The organism is Rubrivirga sp., assembly GCF_965213695.1.
GTDB lineage: Bacteria > Bacteroidota > Rhodothermia > Rhodothermales > Rubricoccaceae > Rubrivirga.
The window spans coordinates 1,508,472-1,527,697 of record NZ_OZ243912.1; the positions used below are offsets into that span (position 1 = coordinate 1,508,472).

Annotated in this window: 19 protein-coding genes, 2 tRNA genes and 1 CRISPR repeat array; of the genes, 13 read left to right on the top strand and 8 right to left on the bottom strand. The window is 70.6% G+C overall.

Annotation, left to right across the window (positions count from 1 at the left end; genetic code table 11):
- Positions 1-219 precede the first annotated feature (219 nt).
- Genes ACOOHE_RS06580 through cas7c form a run of 5 tightly spaced genes read left to right on the top strand, consistent with a single transcriptional unit; the run spans position 220 to position 6,272 of the window.
- A complete protein-coding gene (locus ACOOHE_RS06580) occupies positions 220-450 on the top strand; it encodes a hypothetical protein (protein WP_420457009.1) in 231 nt (76 codons plus the stop codon).
- Positions 447-2,705, top strand: a complete 2,259-nt coding sequence (locus ACOOHE_RS06585) for a CRISPR-associated endonuclease Cas3'' (protein WP_420457010.1) — start codon at positions 447-449, stop codon at positions 2,703-2,705. Before ACOOHE_RS06580 ends, ACOOHE_RS06585 begins: the two co-directional genes overlap by 4 nt.
- Position 2,706: 1 nt before the next feature.
- Complete coding sequence (gene cas5c, locus ACOOHE_RS06590) at positions 2,707-3,411, top strand: type I-C CRISPR-associated protein Cas5c (protein WP_420457011.1); 705 nt, start codon at positions 2,707-2,709, stop codon at positions 3,409-3,411.
- The gene (locus ACOOHE_RS06595) at positions 3,401-5,368 is read left to right on the top strand and encodes a type I-C CRISPR-associated protein Cas8c/Csd1 (RefSeq protein ID WP_420457012.1); all 1,968 of its coding nucleotides are present in this window, start codon (positions 3,401-3,403) and stop codon (positions 5,366-5,368) included. The genes cas5c and ACOOHE_RS06595 overlap by 11 nt, the downstream gene beginning before the upstream one ends.
- A gap of 4 nt (positions 5,369-5,372) precedes the next feature.
- Positions 5,373-6,272: a type I-C CRISPR-associated protein Cas7/Csd2 gene (gene cas7c, locus ACOOHE_RS06600; protein ID WP_420457013.1), complete on the top strand. Its 900-nt coding sequence runs from the start codon at positions 5,373-5,375 to the stop codon at positions 6,270-6,272.
- On the opposite strand, the gene ACOOHE_RS06605 is transcribed toward cas7c, so the two are convergent.
- Both ACOOHE_RS06605 and ACOOHE_RS06610 read right to left on the bottom strand, forming a co-directional pair.
- Complete coding sequence (locus ACOOHE_RS06605; protein ID WP_420457014.1) at positions 6,269-6,718, bottom strand: type II toxin-antitoxin system VapC family toxin; 450 nt, start codon at positions 6,716-6,718, stop codon at positions 6,269-6,271. The two genes, cas7c and ACOOHE_RS06605, sit on opposite strands and share 4 nt — an antisense overlap.
- Positions 6,709-6,993, bottom strand: a complete 285-nt coding sequence (locus tag ACOOHE_RS06610) for a hypothetical protein (RefSeq protein WP_420457015.1) — start codon at positions 6,991-6,993, stop codon at positions 6,709-6,711. The genes ACOOHE_RS06605 and ACOOHE_RS06610 overlap by 10 nt, the downstream gene beginning before the upstream one ends.
- Before the next feature lie 21 nt (positions 6,994-7,014).
- Between ACOOHE_RS06610 and cas4 the strand changes: the two genes are divergently transcribed.
- The 3 genes from cas4 to cas2 all read left to right on the top strand — a co-directional run bounded on the left by cas4 (position 7,015) and on the right by cas2 (position 9,076).
- A complete protein-coding gene (cas4, locus tag ACOOHE_RS06615) occupies positions 7,015-7,665 on the top strand; it encodes a CRISPR-associated protein Cas4 (protein ID WP_420457016.1) in 651 nt (216 codons plus the stop codon).
- Between the two features lie 72 nt (positions 7,666-7,737).
- Positions 7,738-8,763, top strand: a complete 1,026-nt coding sequence (gene cas1c, locus ACOOHE_RS06620; protein ID WP_420457017.1) for a type I-C CRISPR-associated endonuclease Cas1c — start codon at positions 7,738-7,740, stop codon at positions 8,761-8,763.
- Between the two features lies 1 nt (position 8,764).
- Positions 8,765-9,076 (top strand): CRISPR-associated endonuclease Cas2, encoded by a 312-nt coding sequence (gene cas2, locus ACOOHE_RS06625; RefSeq protein ID WP_420457018.1) that lies wholly within the window; start codon positions 8,765-8,767, stop codon positions 9,074-9,076.
- Positions 9,077-9,227: 151 nt separating this feature from the next.
- A CRISPR array of direct repeats spans positions 9,228-10,713; the repeat unit is 37 nt; unit sequence CCAGCGGCCACCTCTCGGGGTGGCCGAGGATTGAAAC.
- A 149-nt stretch (positions 10,714-10,862) separates the two neighbouring features.
- Here cas2 and ACOOHE_RS06630 read toward each other — a convergent pair.
- A complete protein-coding gene (locus tag ACOOHE_RS06630) occupies positions 10,863-11,318 on the bottom strand; it encodes a hypothetical protein (protein WP_420457019.1) in 456 nt (151 codons plus the stop codon).
- A gap of 93 nt (positions 11,319-11,411) precedes the next feature.
- Positions 11,412-11,831, bottom strand: a complete 420-nt coding sequence (locus tag ACOOHE_RS06635) for a glutaredoxin family protein (protein ID WP_420457020.1) — start codon at positions 11,829-11,831, stop codon at positions 11,412-11,414.
- A 143-nt stretch (positions 11,832-11,974) separates the two neighbouring features.
- Between ACOOHE_RS06635 and ACOOHE_RS06640 the strand changes: the two genes are divergently transcribed.
- From ACOOHE_RS06640 to ACOOHE_RS06655, 4 genes are all read left to right on the top strand, one after another.
- Positions 11,975-13,309, top strand: coding sequence for a M16 family metallopeptidase (locus ACOOHE_RS06640; RefSeq protein WP_420457021.1), 1,335 nt, complete (start codon positions 11,975-11,977; stop codon positions 13,307-13,309).
- 98 nt (positions 13,310-13,407) lie between these two features.
- Positions 13,408-14,685, top strand: coding sequence for a M16 family metallopeptidase (locus ACOOHE_RS06645; protein ID WP_420457022.1), 1,278 nt, complete (start codon positions 13,408-13,410; stop codon positions 14,683-14,685).
- 267 nt (positions 14,686-14,952) lie between these two features.
- Positions 14,953-15,029, top strand: a tRNA-His gene (locus tag ACOOHE_RS06650).
- Positions 15,030-15,496: 467 nt separating this feature from the next.
- A tRNA-Glu gene (locus ACOOHE_RS06655) sits at positions 15,497-15,568 on the top strand.
- A gap of 91 nt (positions 15,569-15,659) precedes the next feature.
- Here ACOOHE_RS06655 and ACOOHE_RS06660 read toward each other — a convergent pair.
- From ACOOHE_RS06660 to ACOOHE_RS06670, 3 genes are read right to left on the bottom strand one after another with little or no spacing between them, the layout of a single operon-like run.
- Positions 15,660-16,142 (bottom strand): hypothetical protein, encoded by a 483-nt coding sequence (locus ACOOHE_RS06660; protein WP_420457023.1) that lies wholly within the window; start codon positions 16,140-16,142, stop codon positions 15,660-15,662.
- A gap of 3 nt (positions 16,143-16,145) precedes the next feature.
- Positions 16,146-16,574: a BLUF domain-containing protein gene (locus ACOOHE_RS06665; RefSeq protein ID WP_420457024.1), complete on the bottom strand. Its 429-nt coding sequence runs from the start codon at positions 16,572-16,574 to the stop codon at positions 16,146-16,148.
- 48 nt (positions 16,575-16,622) lie between these two features.
- Positions 16,623-17,783 (bottom strand): DUF4105 domain-containing protein, encoded by a 1,161-nt coding sequence (locus tag ACOOHE_RS06670; protein ID WP_420457025.1) that lies wholly within the window; start codon positions 17,781-17,783, stop codon positions 16,623-16,625.
- 190 nt (positions 17,784-17,973) lie between these two features.
- On the opposite strand from ACOOHE_RS06670, the gene rlmB reads away from it, so the two are divergent.
- Positions 17,974-18,750, top strand: coding sequence for a 23S rRNA (guanosine(2251)-2'-O)-methyltransferase RlmB (gene rlmB / locus ACOOHE_RS06675; protein WP_420457026.1), 777 nt, complete (start codon positions 17,974-17,976; stop codon positions 18,748-18,750).
- Positions 18,751-18,877: 127 nt separating this feature from the next.
- Here rlmB and ACOOHE_RS06680 read toward each other — a convergent pair whose 3' ends face one another.
- Entirely contained in the window at positions 18,878-19,126 is a 249-nt protein-coding gene (locus tag ACOOHE_RS06680) for a hypothetical protein (protein WP_420457027.1), read from the bottom strand.
- Positions 19,127-19,226 lie beyond the last annotated feature (100 nt).

Genomic DNA, 19,226 nt, shown 5'->3' on the forward strand with positions numbered 1-19,226 from the left:
TGAGGATTGAAACGTACGTCACTCGTGCCGGTGCCCGGATCGCGCCGGGCACGATTGCCAGCGAGGCGGGAAGCGCAGGACACGAGCGGTGTCGGCGAGGGACGGCAGCCTACGGTGCGAGGTCGGGCGGTTCCGAACTCGCGCACACGCCTTCGCACATCGTGACGCGCCGTTGTCGGACACTCGCCGTACGTTTTCGACTCCGTATCCGAGACCGCGTTGCCCTTCATCGCCCACTCTCCCCCGACCTCCGGTGGCCCGCCGCAGCCGCTCTTCGAGGACGACGGCGAGGTCGAGGCGCACGCCCGCGCCGTCGCGCGGCTGGCGGGTGGGTTCGCGGAGGCGTTCGAGTCGCAGCGCGTGGCCGAGTGGCTGGGCTGGTGGCACGACGCCGGCAAGGTGAGCCCGGACGTGCGAGCGCTTTCCCTGTGTTCCCAGCGCGCGGTATGAACGCTCACACACCCAACTCCACAGGCCAATGGCATCCCCTCGACGCGCACAGTCGAGACGTGGCCGACGCGGCCGCGCAAGCGGCGCGGGTGTTCGGTGGAGCGGCGAGTGCCCGGTGGGCTGGCATCCTGCACGATCTGGGGAAGGCGAACCCCGCGTTTCAGGAGTACCTCGATGCGTGCGAGGAGACCGCGCGGCTGGGGCGTCGGCCTCCGCGAGCGGGTTCTACTCCGCACGCCATCTGGGGAGCCGCCATCGCAGACCGCCTTCAGAGCAGGTTGGGTTCGGGATGGGAGGAGGTCGCCATCGTCGTGGCCGGGCACCATGCCGGGATCAAGAAGCCGAGCGCCATCGCTGGCGAGGTAGAAGCCCTCGGCGAGCCCGCAGACGTGTTCGCAGCGTGCGTTCAGGCATTGGCTGCGGTGGGGACTCCGGCAGAACCACCCGAGCCGTCCCCGGCCGATGCATCCGAGCGGGAGATGCGGGTTCGCTTCCTCCTCTCAGCCCTCGCCGACGCTGACTACCTCGACACCGAGCGTCATTTCAGCTCGGCGAAGCACAACGAGCGTGGAGACCACGACTCCATTGGCGCGCTGGCGGACCGTCTCGCAGAGGCGCAGGAGAGGTTCACGGCATCGCTCGATGATCCTGACTCCGAGGTCAACACGATCCGCCGAGAGGTCTACCAAGCGTGCCGCACGCGGGCGACCGATCCGTCCGGCTTCTTTCGGCTGACCGTCCCGACGGGTGGCGGCAAGACGCGAAGCGGGCTGGCCTTCGCCCTCGAACATGCTCGCGCGAACGGACTCGATCACGTCGTCGTCGGCATCCCGTACACGAGCATCATCGACCAGACGGCGGCCGTCTACACGAGCCTCTTGGGGAGTCGGAACGTGCTCGTTCACCACAGCCAGACACCCGCACCGCCGAACGCGGGTGACGAAGACGCCGTCGGCCCCGCCCTGCGACATCGGCTGGCGACCGAGAACTGGGACGCGCCTGTCGTGGTCACGACGACGGTGCAGCTTTTCGAGAGCCTGTTCAGCCGTCGGCCCGGCCGCGTTCGCAAGCTGCACCGCCTCGCGCGGAGCGTGATCGTGCTCGACGAGATCCAAGCGCTCCCGCCCGACGTCCTCCTGCCGACGCTCGACGCGCTCCGGATTCTCGTGGGGTGGGGGGCGAGCGTCGTGTTCTCGTCGGCCACGCAGCCGCACTTCGAGAGCGTCGCCAGCCTGCCGCCGATGCGGGGTAACGCCTCGACCGAGATCGTCCCGGACCACGCCGCTCACTTCGGCGCGCTCGAACGGGTCCGCTACGAGCCCCGCCTCGACCCGATACCGTGGGACGATCTCGCGGTCGAAGTCGCGGGTCTCGATCAGGTGCTCGTCATCGTCAACGCGCGACGCGACGCCATCGAACTAGCCCGTCGACTTGCCGAGGCGGGCGTCGACGGCCTGGAACACCTCTCAACGCTGCTAACCGGCGCCCACCGTCGGCTGGTGCTCCGGCGTGTTCGCCAGCGACTAGCGGCGGGCCTGCCCGTCCAGCTAATCTCGACCCAGGTGGTTGAGGCGGGGGTCGATCTGGATTTCCCCGACGTGTTCCGGGCGCTCGGGCCGCTCGACCGCATCATCCAGGCCGCCGGGCGCTGCAACCGCGAGAACCGACTCGGGCGTCACGGCGGGCGCGTGGTCGTGTTCTCGCCAGAGGGCGGGGGACTGCCACCGGGACCGTACCGGATCGGGACTGGCGAGGCCCGCGACCTCCTCACGCACGCGGACCCGCACGCGCTGGACACGCAGCGGTCGTACTTCACGAACCTGTTCGCCAAGGCCACGCTGGACGCGCACGACGTCCAAACGGCTCGCCTCGGATACGTCGCCGAGGGAGGTGGGATGGACTTCGTGGAGACCGACAAGCGGTACCGCCTTATCCCGGACGACACGACGCCGGTGCTCGTCGCCAGCGGTGCAGAGGACACGAGCGCGGTTTCGCTGCGCCTCAAGAGCTGGGACGACGCGGGCGAGCGCGGCGACTGGCGAGCCCGCCGTCACGCCTGGCGCCGCCTCCAGCCGTTCGTCGTCAATGTGTTCGACCGCCAATTCGGCATCTTCCAACAGAGCCCGCACTTCGAGACGCTTGACGACGATGCCCTCCACGTCTGGCGCGGCACCTACGACCCGCTCCTCGGCCTCCCGCTCGAACTCACCGATCCGGCCGACCTCGCCCTCGACCCCGCTTTCCTCATCGCCTGACATGGCCGACCCGCACATCTCGCTCGCCGTTTGGGGCGACCTCGCCCTGTTCTCCCGGCCCGACCTCCGCGTCGAGCGCGTGAGCTACCCCGTCATCACGCCCAGTGCAGCGCGCGGCGTGTTCGAGGCCGTGTTCTGGAAGCCCGAGTTTTCGTACCGGATCCGCCGCATCGACGTGGTAAAGCCGGGAACGACCGTGAGCGTGCTCCGCAACGAGATCAAGAATCGTCAGAGCGATACGCCGATCCAAATCGAGAAGGCGCGGACGCAGCGGACGGCGCTCATGCTCCAGAACGTCCGCTACGTCTTGCACGCCGATCTGGTGCTACGGCCCCATGCGACGGATCACGTCGCCAAGTACCGCTGCCAGTTGGAGCGCGCCATCGGCAAGGGGCGCTGCTTTCACCGACCGTACCTCGGCACGCGCGAGTGCGCCGCCCACTTCGCTGTTCCGGGCGCCGACGACACACCGGACGATTCGTTCTCGCTCCACCTCGGGACGATGCTCTTTGATCTCGCCTTCGTACCGGGCAAGGCGACGGGCGGGTTTTCTTTCCGTCGTCAGGATGGCGAAGGAAAGAAGGTGGTTCCGGGCTCAGCGTCGCCCGTGTTCTTTGACGCCCGAGTCGAGCGGGGCGTGCTCGATCTCGACTCCCATCAACACCTCTACCGCGAGATCGACTCGCTCCAAGGCTATGCTATCTGATCTCGTCACGCTCGGCCGACGCCTCCGAGAGGACGGCCGCATCCCGCCTCCCGGCTTCGCTGAGTACTCCGCCCCGATCCAGTGGGCGCTGACCGTCCGCCCACCCGCCGAAGCTGGAGGTGTCTGGACGTTCGGGCTCATCGAGGACGGGCGCGACCTACCTCGTCCAGATAGTGGCCGTACGCGCAACATTCTGGCCTACCCTGCTGTTGATTTCGCCGCCTACGTGTTTGGGATTGCGACGAAGATCGACGGGAGCACGGACAAAGAGGCTCTCCACAAGCACGACAAATTCCTCGGTCGTCTCGAAAAAATTGCTGATGCAGTCACGACAGAGGAACTCCGAGAGGTGATCCTCGCCGTCCGTGATAGTCTTCAGCGCGGCGACATCCAGCCAAGCGGCGAAGTCAAGGCTGACCATTGGGTCGCCATCGAAGTTCGGGAAGGACCGCTCGCAGGGGCGCCGCTCTTCGAACATCCAGAGATTCGCGCGCTCTGGGAGGACGAGATGCGCGAGGCGGTCATGCGCAACGACGACGCCGGAACGTGCTCGGTGACGCTGAACGATGGGCCACTCGTCTACCGGGTGCCCGGCAAGGGCTACTTCCAGAATGGAACCGCCAAGCTTCTCGGGCTAGATAAGGATGCGTTCGTGTCGTACGTCGGCGGCGGGGCGGCGTCTGACAAGACTCACATCGGATTGACGTTCGAGGCAGCGGATCTCTCCAATCGTGCGCTGGAATACCTCTCGCGGAGCGAGGCTCATCAGCGGCGGCTCGTGACCGACAAAGACAGTGATCTGCGCTCCGTCACGGCGCTGCTGTGGATGGACGTGGACGAGCCGGTCGTCATCGAGACGGACAGCGAGCCGACTGAATTGGTACAGGAGGACATGATCGCCTCACTTATGGCGACGATGGACACGTCCAGCAAAGACCGGAAGACTCCCCGGGCCGATCTCCGCGACGTGCACTCCATGCTGAAGTCCCCCTTTCTCGGTGCGATGACCGGAGCGAATCTGGACACGGCCGCCGTCCATCTGGGGGTGCTCTCGAAGAATACCTCTCGCGTCGTCGTGCGCGACTACCAGACGGAGACGCTGTCGGAGATCAAGGCCAGCCTCTCTGCCTTCCTTCAGGCGGCGTCGCTGGCGGCCCCCGACAAGTACGGCCATGTGCGGGGCGCCCGTCCTGTCTCGGTCCACGAGATGCTGCGGACGACCTACGGCATCGTAGACGAGAAAGGCAAACTCGTCGCCTCGGCGACGAAGTCCACCAGCCACGCGCGCGCGCTGTTTCGGACAGCCTACTTCGGCACCCCGCCGCCGCAGGCCACGCTCCAATCGGCCTTGGCCCGCATCCGCACGCTGATGACGAAAGAGGATGATCCGAAGCGTCCGTCCCGTCTCCACGCGCTCCTCTCCCTCGTCAAGCTCCTGCTCACCCACACCACCGACGATGCCATGACCCTCGAACACCTCGATCCAGACCGAAACGAACAGGCCTACCTCTGCGGCCGACTCCTCGCCGTCCTCGGGCGAATCCAGCAAGATGCCCTCACCGACGACAACACGAAGGGCGACAAGGGCCAGACGCTCAACCGGACCATCACCGAGCGCTACTTCGCGTCTGCGTCGCTGGCGCCGAGCGCCTACCTCGGCACGCTCGTCCAGCGCGCCACGACGGCCCACATTCCTAAACTGCCGGACTCGTGGAAGACCGACGGCCCGAAGGATTTCCGCAAGACGACCGGGTGGGCGCTCGACCACCTCGAAACGCTCCAGAGCCGCATTCACGATCTCGGCGGCTTCCCGGACACGCTCGACCTGAAGGGGCAGGGCGAGTTCGCCCTCGGCTACTACCACCAGCGCGCTCAGTTCTACGGTGGCGGCGCGAAGAGTGCCGAGTCGTCCGAGACGACCGCCGAGTCCGCTGACCTCTTCACCTCCGCCTCCTGAATCCATGTCTGACACCCTTCTCGCCTCGACCATCACCGATCCCACGAAGCGCCACGACTTCGTCTTCCTCTTCGACGTCACGAACGGCAACCCGAACGGCGACCCGGACGCGGACAACACGCCGCGCTTCGACCCCGAGACGCGCCACGGATTGGTGACCGACGTATGCATCAAGCGCAAGGTGCGCGACTACCTCCACCAGATGGAGGACGCCAACATCTTCATCCAGTCCGACCTCTCGCTGAACGCGCGGATTGAAGAGCAGGTTGACAAGATCAGGAAGTCGGGCGGGAAGGTTGAAAAGAAGAAGGGGAAGAGCTTCCCGTTTAACCCCAACCTGCAGGAGGGAATGAACCATGCCTACCTCGACATCCGGCTCTTCGGCGCCGTGCTCTCAACGGGCGACTACAACGCCGGGCAGGTGCGCGGGCCGCTCCAACTCACGTTTTCCCGCTCGGTCGATCCCATCCTCCCGCTCTCGGTCACGATCACCCGACAGGCCCGGACGACGGACAAGCGGACCGAGACCGGCACGACCGAGATCGGCCGCAAGGCTATCGTGCCGTACGCGCTCTACCGGGGTACGGGCTTCTTCAGCCCGCACCTCGCCGAGGCGGTCGGGCTGTCGCGGGACGACCTCGGGCTGTTCTGGCTGGCGATGTCGCGGATGTTCGACTACGACCGTTCCGCAGCACGTGGTGAGATGGTACTTCGGGAAGCGTACGTGTTCACACACGATAACCCGCGTGGCAATGCTCCAGCGCACAAGCTCCTCGACCTCGTGCGCCCATCCAAGGTCGGGGCGCCTCGCGAGTACTCGGAGTATGCGCCTATCGAGATCGAGGAGGCGAATCTCCTAAGCGGCGTCACGTTGACGAAGCTGACAGACGTCGCCTGGGGCTAGCCGTGGTCCACGAGATCCGCCAGCCGCACGACTTCGAGGCCAGGGACGGCCTTGATGCCTGTGTCGTTCGTCAGCAGCACGTCGCAGCCCGCGTGTCGGGCCGTGGCGGCGTGGATGGCGTCGGGGAGCTTGAGCCGAGTGCCCGCACGGAGGCGGGCCGCCTCGACCAGCACGGCACGCGAGACCGGTACGACGGCGAACGAGGGGCGCGACTGGAGGAAGACCTCGTAGACCGAGACCAGATCGGCCCGCCCCTCGCGGAGCGGCATCACCAGCGCCTCCGCGAGCGAGATCTCGCTCGTAGCGGCGTCGACGCGCTGGTGCTCGATCTCGGCGAGGAGCCGGGCGAGGCTCTCCGAGAACGCTGGGTGCCCCTCGAAAGCGTAGATGAAGATGTTCGAGTCGAGGTACGTCCTCCGGCCTCCGATGCGCTCGATCAGTCCCATTCGTTCCGGAGCGCGCGGATGTACGCATCCACCTCCTCGGGCGTCTCGAAGAGCCCTTTCGCGGCGCCGATCATCTCCGTGAGCGGTGGAGGAGGGGGGAGGGCCCCCTCTTCTTCGGCCGTCGGCGTCTGGGCCTCGCGGTCGGGAGGGGGGTCGTCGCCCGCAGGCTCGGGCACGGTGACGACGACCTCGGCCTCGGTCACACCGCGGAGGGCCGGGTCGGACACTTCGAGGCGTCCGTCGACGACGGGGACGCGCTGGCGGATGGTGGGCATGGCGGCGGGGGCGGGGACGGCGTGAACGATACGACGCCCGCCCCCGGTGCCTGGCCCGACGCCGACCTCGTGCCGATCTCGGCGCTCCAGCACCACGCCTACTGCCCGCGCCAGTGCGCGCTGATCCACGTCGAGCAGGTGTGGGACGAGAACGTCTACACGCTCCGGGGCCGCCGGGCCCACGAGCGCGTCGACACGGCCGGCGGGGCAACGCGCGACGGCGTCCGCACGGAGCACGCGCTCCCGCTGTTCTCGGACCGGCTCGGGCTCGTGGGCAAAGCCGACGTGGTCGAGTTCGGGCCGGACGGGACGCCGCTCCCGGTCGAGCACAAAGTCGGCAGCCGCTCGAAAGGGGCGTGGGCTCGGCTGGCCGACGAGGTGCAGGTGGTCGCCCAGGCCGTGTGCTTGGAGGAGATGACTGGCCGGGAGGTCTCGCGCGCGGCCCTGTTTTACGGGAAGACGCGGCGCCGCGTCGAGGTGGACGTCACGGCCGAGCGCCGGGCCGACCTCGCGCGCCGGGTGGCCGAGGTCCGCGCGCTGCTGGCCGAGAGCCGCCTGCCGGCCCCCGTCGCCGACGGCCGGTGCCCGCGGTGCTCGCTCGTCGAGACCTGCATGCCGGACGTGGTCGCCCGTCTCGGCGACCCCGAGCCCGACGACGGGGACGACCCGTGACGACGCGACTTCGCAACACGTGCCCCCTCCAACCGTGACGACGCGGTTCCTCTACACGCGCCATCTCTGAACGTGACGACGCAGCTCCTCAACACGCTCTACGTCCAGACCCAGGGGACGTACCTCCGGCTCGAAGGAGAAACGCTCCGCGTCGAGGTCGAGAAGGAGCTCCGGCTCCAGATCCCGCTCCATCACCTGGGCGGGCTCGTCGTGTTCGGCAACGTCTTGCTCAGCCCGTTCCTCTTGAAGCGGTGCGCCGAGGACGGCCGGTCGGTCGTGTGGCTCTCGCGCGGCGGTCGGTTCGTGGGCCGGCTGGCGGGGCCCGTCAGCGGGAACGTGTTGCTGCGAGAGGCCCAGCACGCCGCGCTCGCCGACCCCGAGCGGACGACGGCCGTCGCCCGGTCGGTCGTCGTCGGCAAGGTCCGCGCACAGCGGGCGGTCCTGATGCGGGCCGCGCGCGAGGCCGACGGCCACGACGAGCCGGCGATCCGGGCCGCGGCCGAGGCGCTGGCGCGGGCCCAGGCGGCGGCGAAGGGGGCCCCTGACGTGGACACGGTCCGGGGCGAGGAGGGGCAGGCGGCGGCCGTCTACTTCGACGTGTTCCCCCGGCTCGTCCGCGCGCCCGACGTGGGGTTCGACGGCCGGACCCGGCGGCCCCCGCGTGACCCCATGAACGCGCTGTTGTCGTTCCTCTACACGCTCGTCCGCGGCGATTGCACGGCGGCGCTCGAGAGCGTCGGGCTGGACCCCCAGGTCGGGTTCCTCCACGTGCTCCGGCCGGGCCGCCCGGCGCTCGCGCTCGACCTGATGGAGGAGTTCCGGCCGTCGGTCGCCGACCGGCTGGCGCTGGCGCTCGTCAACCGGCGCCAGCTCACGCCGGCCCACTTCGAGCCGCGCCCCGGCGGGGCCGTCTATCTCAACGAGGAGGGCCGCCGCGTGGTCCTCACGGCGTACCAGGAGCGCAAGCAAAAGGCCCGGCGGCACCGGCTGTTCAAGGAGCCCGTCCCGTGGGGCCTGCTCCCGTTCGTGCAGGCGCGGCTGCTCGCGCGCCACCTCCGCGGCGACCTCCCCCGCTACCCGCCCCACCGGGGCGCCTGACATGCAGCCGACCGCCAAGCGATTCGACGTCCTCGTGTGCTACGACGTCCAGACGACGACCCCGACCGGCGAGCGGCGCTTGCGGCGCGTCGGGAAGCTGTGCAAGAACTACGGCCAGCGCGTCCAGTACTCGATGTTCGCCTGCCGCGTGACGCGGGACCAGTACGAGGCGCTCGAAGCGCGGCTCCTCGACATCATCGACGAGGCGACCGACTGCCTCCACCTGTACACGTTGCCCGGCGGGCGCGAGGCGTGCCTCACGCGCCACGGCGTCAGCCGCTACACGGACTTCGACCAGCCGCTCATCTTGTGAGCGCGCGGACCGCAAGCGGACGCGGGATCGCCGGGCGGTCCGCGCTCTTTGACCGGCTGAACGATAGGGAAGGGGCGTCCGAAGGGGCGCGGGCGCGGGTCGATCTGGCACCGTCGCGGAACCAAACGCCCGTTCCGCGCGAACCTGGACCCCAGCGGCCACCTCTCGGGGTGGCCGAGGATTGAAACGCGTCGCGGTCGGCCTGGGCGTCGGCGACCGCCCAGCGGCCACCTCTCGGGGTGGCCGAGGATTGAAACATCCGGCGCGTGACGAGCCCGAAGTCGGGGTGGAACCAGCGGCCACCTCTCGGGGTGGCCGAGGATTGAAACTGGAGCCGGAGAAGGAGCTTCTCGCGCTCCGACACCAGCGGCCACCTCTCGGGGTGGCCGAGGATTGAAACGAGTGCGATGTCGAGGCTGACGGTTGACATTGGTCTCCAGCGGCCACCTCTCGGGGTGGCCGAGGATTGAAACGAGGACCGGGCCGAGCGGCTCCTCCCGGAGGAGTACCAGCGGCCACCTCTCGGGGTGGCCGAGGATTGAAACGGGGCCGTCATGGTCCTGGAGCCGGCGCTGGAGGCCCAGCGGCCACCTCTCGGGGTGGCCGAGGATTGAAACGGGAGCGTGAGGTCGGCGTGGTCGGCGACCGCGTACCAGCGGCCACCTCTCGGGGTGGCCGAGGATTGAAACAACCTCTACCTCTACGAGGCGTCGTCCGTCCGCCCCCAGCGGCCACCTCTCGGGGTGGCCGAGGATTGAAACTCGGTCGCGGCGAACCGCTTGGCTTGGGCCTCCGTGCCCAGCGGCCACCTCTCGGGGTGGCCGAGGATTGAAACGAGTAGTTCACGCGGCGCCGGACGGCCCGGAACAGCGCCCAGCGGCCACCTCTCGGGGTGGCCGAGGATTGAAACAACCGGACCCGACCCCAATGCACGACGAGGCTGAAAGACCAGCGGCCACCTCTCGGGGTGGCCGAGGATTGAAACGGTCCCGGCCGCCGTCGCACGGGCCGGCCGTGTCCAGCGGCCACCTCTCGGGGTGGCCGAGGATTGAAACCCGCGTGGCCACCGGACGACGAGCGTGCGGCGACCCAGCGGCCACCTCTCGGGGTGGCCGAGGATTGAAACTACGCCCGCTGGGACGACAACGACGGGGCCGCCTACCACCAGCGGCCACCTCTCGGGGTGGCCGAGGATTGAAACGGGTGGAGCCGGTGCGCGTCCTCGATCACGAGGCAGCCAGCGGCCACCTCTCGGGGTGGCCGAGGATTGAAACTCGGGGGGGGTCCGGCAGGTCGTGACCCAACACGACCAGCGGCCACCTCTCGGGGTGGCCGAGGATTGAAACATGCGGCCGGGCAGCGCCGTCATCGCGAAGTCGAAGCCAGCGGCCACCTCTCGGGGTGGCCGAGGATTGAAACACCGTCCTCCCCTAGCGCGGGTAGCCGCGCACCCTCCAGCGGCCACCTCTCGGGGTGGCCGAGGATTGAAACCTCGCGTGCTCGGTCCCCGTGACCGGGCACGACGACCAGCGGCCACCTCTCGGGGTGGCCGAGGATTGAAACCTGCTGGGCGGCGTCGGCTACGGGGTCGAGGCGCTCACCAGCGGCCACCTCTCGGGGTGGCCGAGGATTGAAACGAGCGCGTTGTCCACGTCGGAGACCGACGAGAGCCCGCCAGCGGCCACCTCTCGGGTGGCCGAGGATTGAAACCGCAACCTCAACGAGGACCAGGTCGCCACCGGCCCGACCCAGCGGTCACCTCTCGGGGTGGCCGCTGGCGAGCCCGTCAGTACAGCACCGGGTTGTCGACCGAGTCGCCGCCCCAGACCAGCCACAGCCGGTGGTCGGCGGGGAGTCCGAAGGCCGGGTCGAGGGCCACCGACGTGGACCCGCGGCACCCGAAGCACAGGTCCGCGGGGTCGGTCGCGGAGGCCGCGCAGAACACGTGGTACCGCCAGCCCGCCTCCAAGTCCAGGTCCAGCGTGCCCGTCGTGGACGCCGTGCCGGACGAGACCGTGCAGGCCACCGTCGCTGGCCCGGCCGCCGTCTCGGCGGGCTCCGCGTAGAGCAGCGTCCCGCTCGTGGTGGGCTGGTCGTCCCGGAGCGGGACGGGACGGCCACGGAGACGGATCTCGGCGGTGAGGGGGGCCGGCGTCTCGACGCCGAACCCGATCTCGGCAGGGTCTCCGCCGAACAAGGAGCAGCCGCTCAGGAGGACGGCCAGCAGGAGAGCGAGTCGCATGGCAAGAAGAGGGCGGACGACCGGCCCAACCTCCGGCCGACCAGGCCCGCCGAGAAGTCACATCGGTGTCCCGCTCGGCCTCCGCGCCAGCGGCTACTTGTAGCCCGCCTCCGTCAGCAGCTCGGTGGCCACCTCCTCGCTCCAGCCCTGGATCGTCCGCTCGCCGACGGCGACGAGCGGGATGCCGCCGTCGCCGCCGCGGGCCTGGTACTCGGCCTGGCCCACCGCGTCCTTCTCGATGTCGACGACCCGGTGCGGGACGCCCTCCTCCGTCATGAACTCCCGAGCCTGGGCGCAGTACGGGCACCACTCGGTGACGTAGAGGACGACGGCCGGCTTGCCGTCGGGCGTCGTGGTGGGAACGAGCGTGTCGGAGAACTCGCCCTGGGCGCCAGTCGGCGGGGCGGTCGCCGGCGGCGCCTCAGCGGTCGCCGCGTTGTCGGCGGGGGCGCCGGGCTCGAGGCGGCAGCCGGCGACGGCGGCGAGGGCGAACAGGAGGACGAGGACGCGCATGACGGAGAAGGAAGACGCAAGGAGGATCGGCACATTGGGCGCCGAAGGATAGACGCGCCGGCGCCGGCCGGTCGCACGTCGGCGGCGTCGGGCGGGATCCGCGCCCGGCCCGGCCCGTAGGGGGCGCCCCCGCCTCCGCCCGTATGACCGAGACCGCTCCGCCCGACCTCCACCCCACGTTCGCGTTCGTCCGGTCGCTCGGCGGCGTCGAGGAGTACCGGCACCGTGAGAACGGGCTCGTCGTGCTGCTGGCGCCCGAGGCCGCCGTGCCGGTCGTCGCGTTCCAGGTGACGTACCGGGTCGGGAGCCGGAACGAGGGGGCCGGGCTGACCGGGGCGACGCACCTCCTGGAGCACCTGATGTTCAAGGGGTCCGAGCGGTTCAACCGGGACCTCGGCACGAGCGTGTTCCAGATGCTCCAGTCGCTCGGCGGCCAGATCAACGCGACCACGTGGTACGACCGGACGAACTACTACGCGCTCCTGCCGAGCGAGCACCTGGAGCGGGCCGTCGAGATCGAGGCCGACCGGATGCGGGGCGCGCGCGTCCGCGACCAAGACCTGGCGAGCGAGCGGACGGTCGTGCTCAACGAGCTGGACCGGGGCGAGAACGAGCCGCTGCGGAAGCTGCTCCACGCGACGTACGCGACGGCCTTCCACGCCCACCCCTACGGCCACCCCGTGATCGGCTGGCGGAGCGACGTCGAGACGGTCACGGCCGAGGGGCTCCGCCACTTCTACGACACCTACTACTGGCCCCGGAACGCGACGGCGACCGTGGCCGGCGCGTTCGACCGGGCGCACGCGCTCGCGCTCGTCGACCGCCACTTCGGCGCCATCCCGTCGGGGCCGGACGCGGCGCCCGAGGCGCCCGAGCCGCTCGTCCACCGCGACGTGGTCACGCGCGAGCCCGAGCAGCGCGGCGAGCGCCGCGTGACGGTCCGCCAGGCCGGCGAGCTGGGCGCGGTCCTGCTCGCCTACAAGGCGCCCGCCGGGCTCGACGAGACGGCCGACGCGCTCGACGTGCTCGTCCAGGTCCTCGCCGGCGGCAAGACCGGCCGGCTCTACCGCGCGCTCACCGACCCCGGCCTGGCGACCAGCGCCTCGGCCTACTTCCCGCGCCTGCGCGACCCCGGCCTGTTCATCGCCTACGCCACGCTCGCGCCCGACGTGGCGCACGAGACGGCCGAGGCCGCGCTTGGCGAGGCCCTCCGCGCCGTGGCCACGGACGGCGTGACCGGCGCGGAGCTGGCCCGGGCCCGCCGCCAGGTCGTCGCCGACGAGGCGTTCGGCCGCGACGGGCCCTACGCCGTCGTCGCCCAGATCAACGAGGCCGTGGCCGTCGGCGACTGGACGCTGTTCGCCGACTACCGCGACCGGATCGAGGCGGTCTCGGCCGCCGACGTCCAGGCCGCCGCTGCGGCCGTCTTGGACGACGACCGCCGGACCGTCGCCTGGTACGTCCCCGACGAGGGGTGAACCGGGCCGGGGTACGGCACGCCGACCACAACGCATCGAACCGTCGCACGTCGGACCCCGCCCGACCTGCCGAACCTGCCACACCCGCTCAACCCTTCGTGCCCGACCCCCTCGCCTCCCGCGTCCACGACGTCACCGTCGGCCCGGCCCGGCTGCTGGTCCTCCCGGTCGGCGTGCCCGACGTCGTCAGCTTCCGGGGCTCGTTCGAGTCGGCGCCCGACCTCGGCGCGTCCGACGACGTGGTCCAGTCGGTCGTGGCCACCCTGCTCGACAAAGGAACGGTCCGGCGCGACCGGTTCGCCGTCGCCGAGGCGCTGGAGGGGCGCGGGGCCCAGGTCTCGTTCTACTCGGACGGCCTGCGGATGGGGTTCGCCGGCCGCGCGCTCCGCGACGACCTGGCCGACGTGATCGCGCTCGTCGCCGAGCAGCTCCGCGAGCCGGCCCTCGACGCCGACGAGGTCGAAAAAGCCGTCGTCCGGGCCGTCGCCGGCGTCCGCCGCGCGCTCGAGTCGACCGGCGGCCAGGCCTCGGGCGCGCTCGCGCGGCGGCTCTACGGCCCGGCCCACCCCAACTACGCGCTCGCGCCCGCCGACGAGTTCGACGCGCTCGACGCCATCACGCCCGAGGCCGTCCGGGCGTACCACGCGGCCCACGTCGGGGCGGACGGCCTGACGATCGCACTCGCGGGCGACGTCGAGCCGTCCGCCGTCCAAGCCGCCGTCCAGGCCGCGTTCGGCGACTGGCGGCCCCACGAGCGCGGGCCCGTCTTCGACGCCGAGGCCACGCCCGAGCCGCCCGGCCGGACCGTCGTCGAGATGGCCGACCGCCAGAACCTCGACGTCCGCCTAGGCCACGCCGTCGACCTCCGCCGCGACGACGACGACTTCCTGGCGACGTACGCCGGCGTGTTCGCGCTCGGCGGCAACTTTTCGAGCCGGCTGATGCAGACGGTCCGCGACGAGCAGGGCCTGACGTACGGGATCGGGGCGACGCTGGGCGGGCCGAGCGTCCGCCACGACGGCCACGTCCAGGTCCAGGTCACGCTGAGCCAGGAGTCCGTGGCCCGCGGCATCGCCGCGACGCGGGCCGAGGTCGAGGCGTTCGTGGCCGAGGGCGTCTCCGAGCCCGTGCTCGCCCAGACCCAGACGACGCTGGCCGGGACCCACGTCGTCGGGCTGGCGACCACGTCGGGCGCCGCGGCCCGGCTGCTCGTCAACGCCGAGCGCGGGTTCGACGTCGGCTACCTCGACCGCTTCCCCGACCTCGTCCGCGCGCTCACGGCCGACGAGGTGACGGCCGCCGTCCGCCGGCACGTCCGCCCGGCCGACCTCCACGAGACGGTCGCCGGGACGATGCCCGACGACCTCGGCGTGTGAGAGGCCGTTTGGGATGAGCAGATCAGGTCCCCTCTCCACCCCTTGGGGGGCGAGGGTGAGGGGGGCGGTCGGGACGAGCGCCGGAGTCGTTCCAGCACCTCCGGCCCCTCACCGGGCCTCTCCCAGGGGGAGAGGGAACGTCGCGAGTGGAAAGGAGCCGAACCCAAGCAGCCTCGGAGCCGCGCTTCTCGGATTTTCAACGGGACCCCTCGGGCGACCGTCGGCCGTTCGTGTACCTTGGGGCGTCCGTGCCTGGCACGGGACACGGTGGCTGTAGCTCAGTTGGTTAGAGCGTCCGGTTGTGGTCCGGAAGGTCGCGGGTTCAACCCCCGTCAGCCACCCCACCCGTTCGTTGACACTCATACCTTCGCGGTATGGACTCCAAGATCTGTTCCCGATGCGGGGCCGTCCGCCCTCTCGCGGACTTCTCGCGCAAGGGGACCGGCCACCAACCCATCTGTCAGCCGTGCAACCGTGCGTATCAGCGGGCGCACTACCAGGCACACCGGGCTCGTACCGGCGGCGCGCTCGCGAGTACGCTGAAGGGCAGCGGGCGACCGTGAGGCAGTGGGCGTGGGACTACCTCGAGGAGGCCAGATGCCGGGATTGTGGGCACACCGACCCTCGGGTCTTGGACTTCGACCACAGAGATCCGGCCGCGAAGGCGTTCTCCATCAGCCAGGCCCTCAACAGCAGCTACACGCTCGCCCGGGTTCAAGCTGAGGCGGAGAAGTGCGACGTCCGGTGCGCCAACTGCCACCGCCTGCGAACCGCGGAGCAGTTCGGGTGGTATGCGTGGCGAGAATCAAATGGCCCTGTCATCTAGCGGTTAGGATGCCACCCTTTCACGGTGGTCACACGGGTTCGATCCCCGTCGGGGCTACGATAGACATTTGACGATAAAAGTCTAGGCTGATACGAAATCTGACGATGAGTGGGTATGAGGACCGGGAGGCCACACGTCCTGCCCTCGGTCACGGCGCATTCGCCTCGTCCACTAGCGCCCGGAGCCGGGCCGGGACGTACCGGCGGACGTCGCCGGGCACCCGGAAGATGCTGTGGCCGAGGAGCGTCGGGTCGCCAGCGTCGGCGCTGTAGACGACCTCCGAATACCGGCCCGTCGCCAGCAAGCGCTCGACGTGGGCCAGCGCGCGGTCGACGGCGGCCCGAGCGTCGGCGAGACCCGCGAAGCCGGGGCCCGTCGGGACGCCCGCGGCGGCCGGCGGCGACGCGCACTGGTACGGGCGGACGGCCGCGTTGCCCCCTCCGCGCTGGCAGGCGGGCGACCCGGGATCGACCGATCCCGCCTCGACCTGGTCGAGGAAGGCCGTCGACTGGGTCAGGTTGTCGTTGAAGACGAACAGCGTGGTCCCCGCCCAGGGCTCGTGGCCGATCATCCACGAGAAGTCGGTGGCCCGGTCGCCGGGTCGGAAGACGGACGGGGTGAGCGTGATCACCCGCTACGCCGCCGCCGGCAGCGACTCCTCGTCCCACTCCCGAGCGAAGCCGAGGAACCCGCTCCGCGTGGCCGGCAGCTCCGAGAGCCGGACGAGCCCCATCGACCACGACGAGAACAGGCGGTCGGAGACCAATCGGAGACCGGACCCCTTTTGCAGCTCGGCGACCGGCCCCCGAGCCAAGACCGACGGCTCGGAGTGCCGGGGGTCGTTCTCGATGCGGGCGTAGAGCGCCTCGACGGCGTCCTCGGGCCCCTCGATCCACTGGACGAACTCGCCCGGTGCGCCCGGGATGGCCGACAGCTCGCCGTAGAGCAGCAGCCCCGTCACGCCGATCGTCGGGTTGTGGGCCTGGGCCGTCGCGATGATGTCGTTGAGGTCGGAGGCGAGGAGGCCGGGGCGGGCGCGGGAGCGGTAGAGGAGGGCGTGCATGGGGGGCCAACGGACGACCCGCCCGAGAAGTCCGCGCCGACCCGGAGCTCAGGCTTTCCCCCGTGCCCAGACGCCCGCGCGGACCGCCAGCAGCACGGCGACCGGCAGCGCCTCGACCGGCAGCCGCTGCGGGAGCACCACCCACAACACGACGGCGAGCCCGGTCCCGACGGCCGCCACGAGCGCGTAGCGCCGCCAGCCCTCCCCGACGCGATCCCGTGCCAGCGCCACGGCCAGCGCGAGGTGGGGCGGCCACGCCCAGACGAGGTTCCAGTTCGGGCCCATCACGTCGTGTGCCGTCGCGACCCAGAGCAGCCCGAGCACGACGCCCATCAGCCCGACGACGCCGAACAGCGCGGCGTCGCCGATCCGCCCCCAGCGCGACGGGCGGCGGAGCGCCGTCGCCCCCAGGCCCACCGCCGCCAGCCCGAGCGTGAGCCCGAGCGGCCACCTCGGCGCCGGGGCGGGCAGGCCGGCCCCCTCCACCCAGAACACCGTGTCGCGCCGGGCCACAAGCGGGCGCCCGCCGACCGTCGCCCGGTCGAGCTGGGCGGCCAGCTCGATGGGCAAGAACGCCTCCTCCCGCGCCGTCGCGGTCCGGTCGCCGGGCGACCCGAGCGCCACGTCGATGCCGAGGTCGACCGGCGGGTTGCCGGCGGTGTAGGGCGCCAGAAGCTGGCGGAACGTCCGCGGCGCCTCGGTCGGGGGCAGCGCGAGGCCGGGGCGCCCGGTGGCGACGAGCGCCGAGTCGACGGCGTCGAGCAAGCGTGTCGAGCAGTTGTCCCAGAAGAAGTCGTAGCGGTAGTCCCGGTTCTCGGGCAGCGCGTTGACCTCGAGCCGGTCGTACAACGTGCGGACGACCTCGGGGCCGAGCGCCAGCGTCTGCTCGATGATCGGCCGGCGGAGGTACTGGTACTTCCGGAGCTCGACCTCGTACGGCGCCGTGTCGAGCGAGTAGTCGAGCGAGCCGCGCAGGAAGCGGAGGACGAAGTACGGCTGCTCGAACGAGAACGTCCCGAAGTTGTACGTCCGGTCGATCCCGGCCGCGTCGTCGCGGATCCGGATGGCGCTGTGGCCGAACAGGCTGTAGACCTCGTCGCCGGGCAGCATCGTCAGCAGCGACGCCTCGGCCTGATCGGTCAGCCCGACGCCGGCCGGGGCCTGGGCCGAGGCCGCGGACGTGAGCAGGAGGAGCAGGAGCACGCGCATGCGCGGAAGCTAGAGGGATGAGGGATGAGGGATGAGGGATGAGGGATGAGGGATGAGGGATGAGGGATGAGGGATGAGGGATGAGGGATGAGGGATACGGCGCCGTCGAAAAGTTCCGCCCGACTCCGTCCACGCCGGTCCCAGAGGGCCGCACCTTCCCGTACCCCGTACCCCGTACCCCGTACCCCGTATGCCCACCTCCCGCACCGACGTCCTCGCCGGGCGCCACCCCGTCCGCGACGCGCTCGACCTGGCCGACGGCCGGATCGAGAAGGTGTACTTGCAGAAAGGCGTTCATGGAAGCGCGATCGACGGGATCCGGCGGGCCGCCAAGACGGCCGGCGTGCCCGTCCAGATGGTGCCCCGGCCCAAGATCGACGGGCTGGCGCCCCAGGCCGAGCACCAGGGCGTCGTCGCCGTCGTCGCGCCGGTCGCCTACCTCGACCTCGACGACCTGCTCTCCGGCATCGCGCCGACGCTGGACGAGGTCCGCGAGGCCAAGCCGGTGCTCGTGGCGCTCGACGAGATCGAGGACCCCCGCAACTTCGGGGCGATCCTGCGGAGCGCGGTCGCCGCCGGCGCGGCCGGCGCCATCGTGCCGGAGCGGCGGATGGCGCCGCTGTCGGCCGTGGCCGTCAAGGCGAGCGCCGGGACGGCGTTGCAGATCGCGGTCGCGCGCGTGGCGAACCTGACCGAGGCGCTCCACCAGCTCAAGGAGCGCGGCTACTGGGTCGTCGGCCTGGCGGACGACCCCGCCCCGGGCGTCGAGACGGCGACGGTGTGGGACTACTACTGGGACCGGCCGGTCGTGATCGTCGTCGGAAACGAGGGGGGCGGGCTGCGGACGGGCGTCCGCGCTGCGTGCGACGTGCTCGCGTCGATCCCGATGCGGGGGCCGGCCGAGTCGCTCAACGCCTCCGTCGCGGCGGGCATCGCGCTGTTCGCCGCCGTCCGCGAGCGGGCCTAAAAAAACGGCGGGGCCACCCGGTGGCCCCGCCGCTCCCTCTGTGGGACCGGTCCGGAGACCGGGCCCTTCTCACCCAACCCTGGGAGAGACTCGTCGGGCCGCGCGCGAGGGACGCGCGGCCGGGCGCCTAAGACCGGCGCCGCAGGCCGTAGACGATCTTGCGGATCGTGTCGAACTGGAGGTAGGGGTGCTGCTCGCGGAGCTCCTCGATGGCCTCGTAGGCGGGCACGTCGTTGCCGCGCATCGAGCGGAACTGCTGGCGGATCTGGTAGTCGCGGACGCCCTTCTCGTTGAGGAGCTTGTGCTCTTCGAGCAGCTGATACACTTCGTCGGGGACGAGGTCGCCGAGCGGGTTCGGGTCGAGCGTGATCTCCATGTCGCGGGGGGAGTGAGCGGGTGGGGTCTTGTGCCGGTGTCTGCAACGACGATACCGCCCCGGCGGGCGTCAAGCCGAACCGCGTGGGCGAACGGTCCGA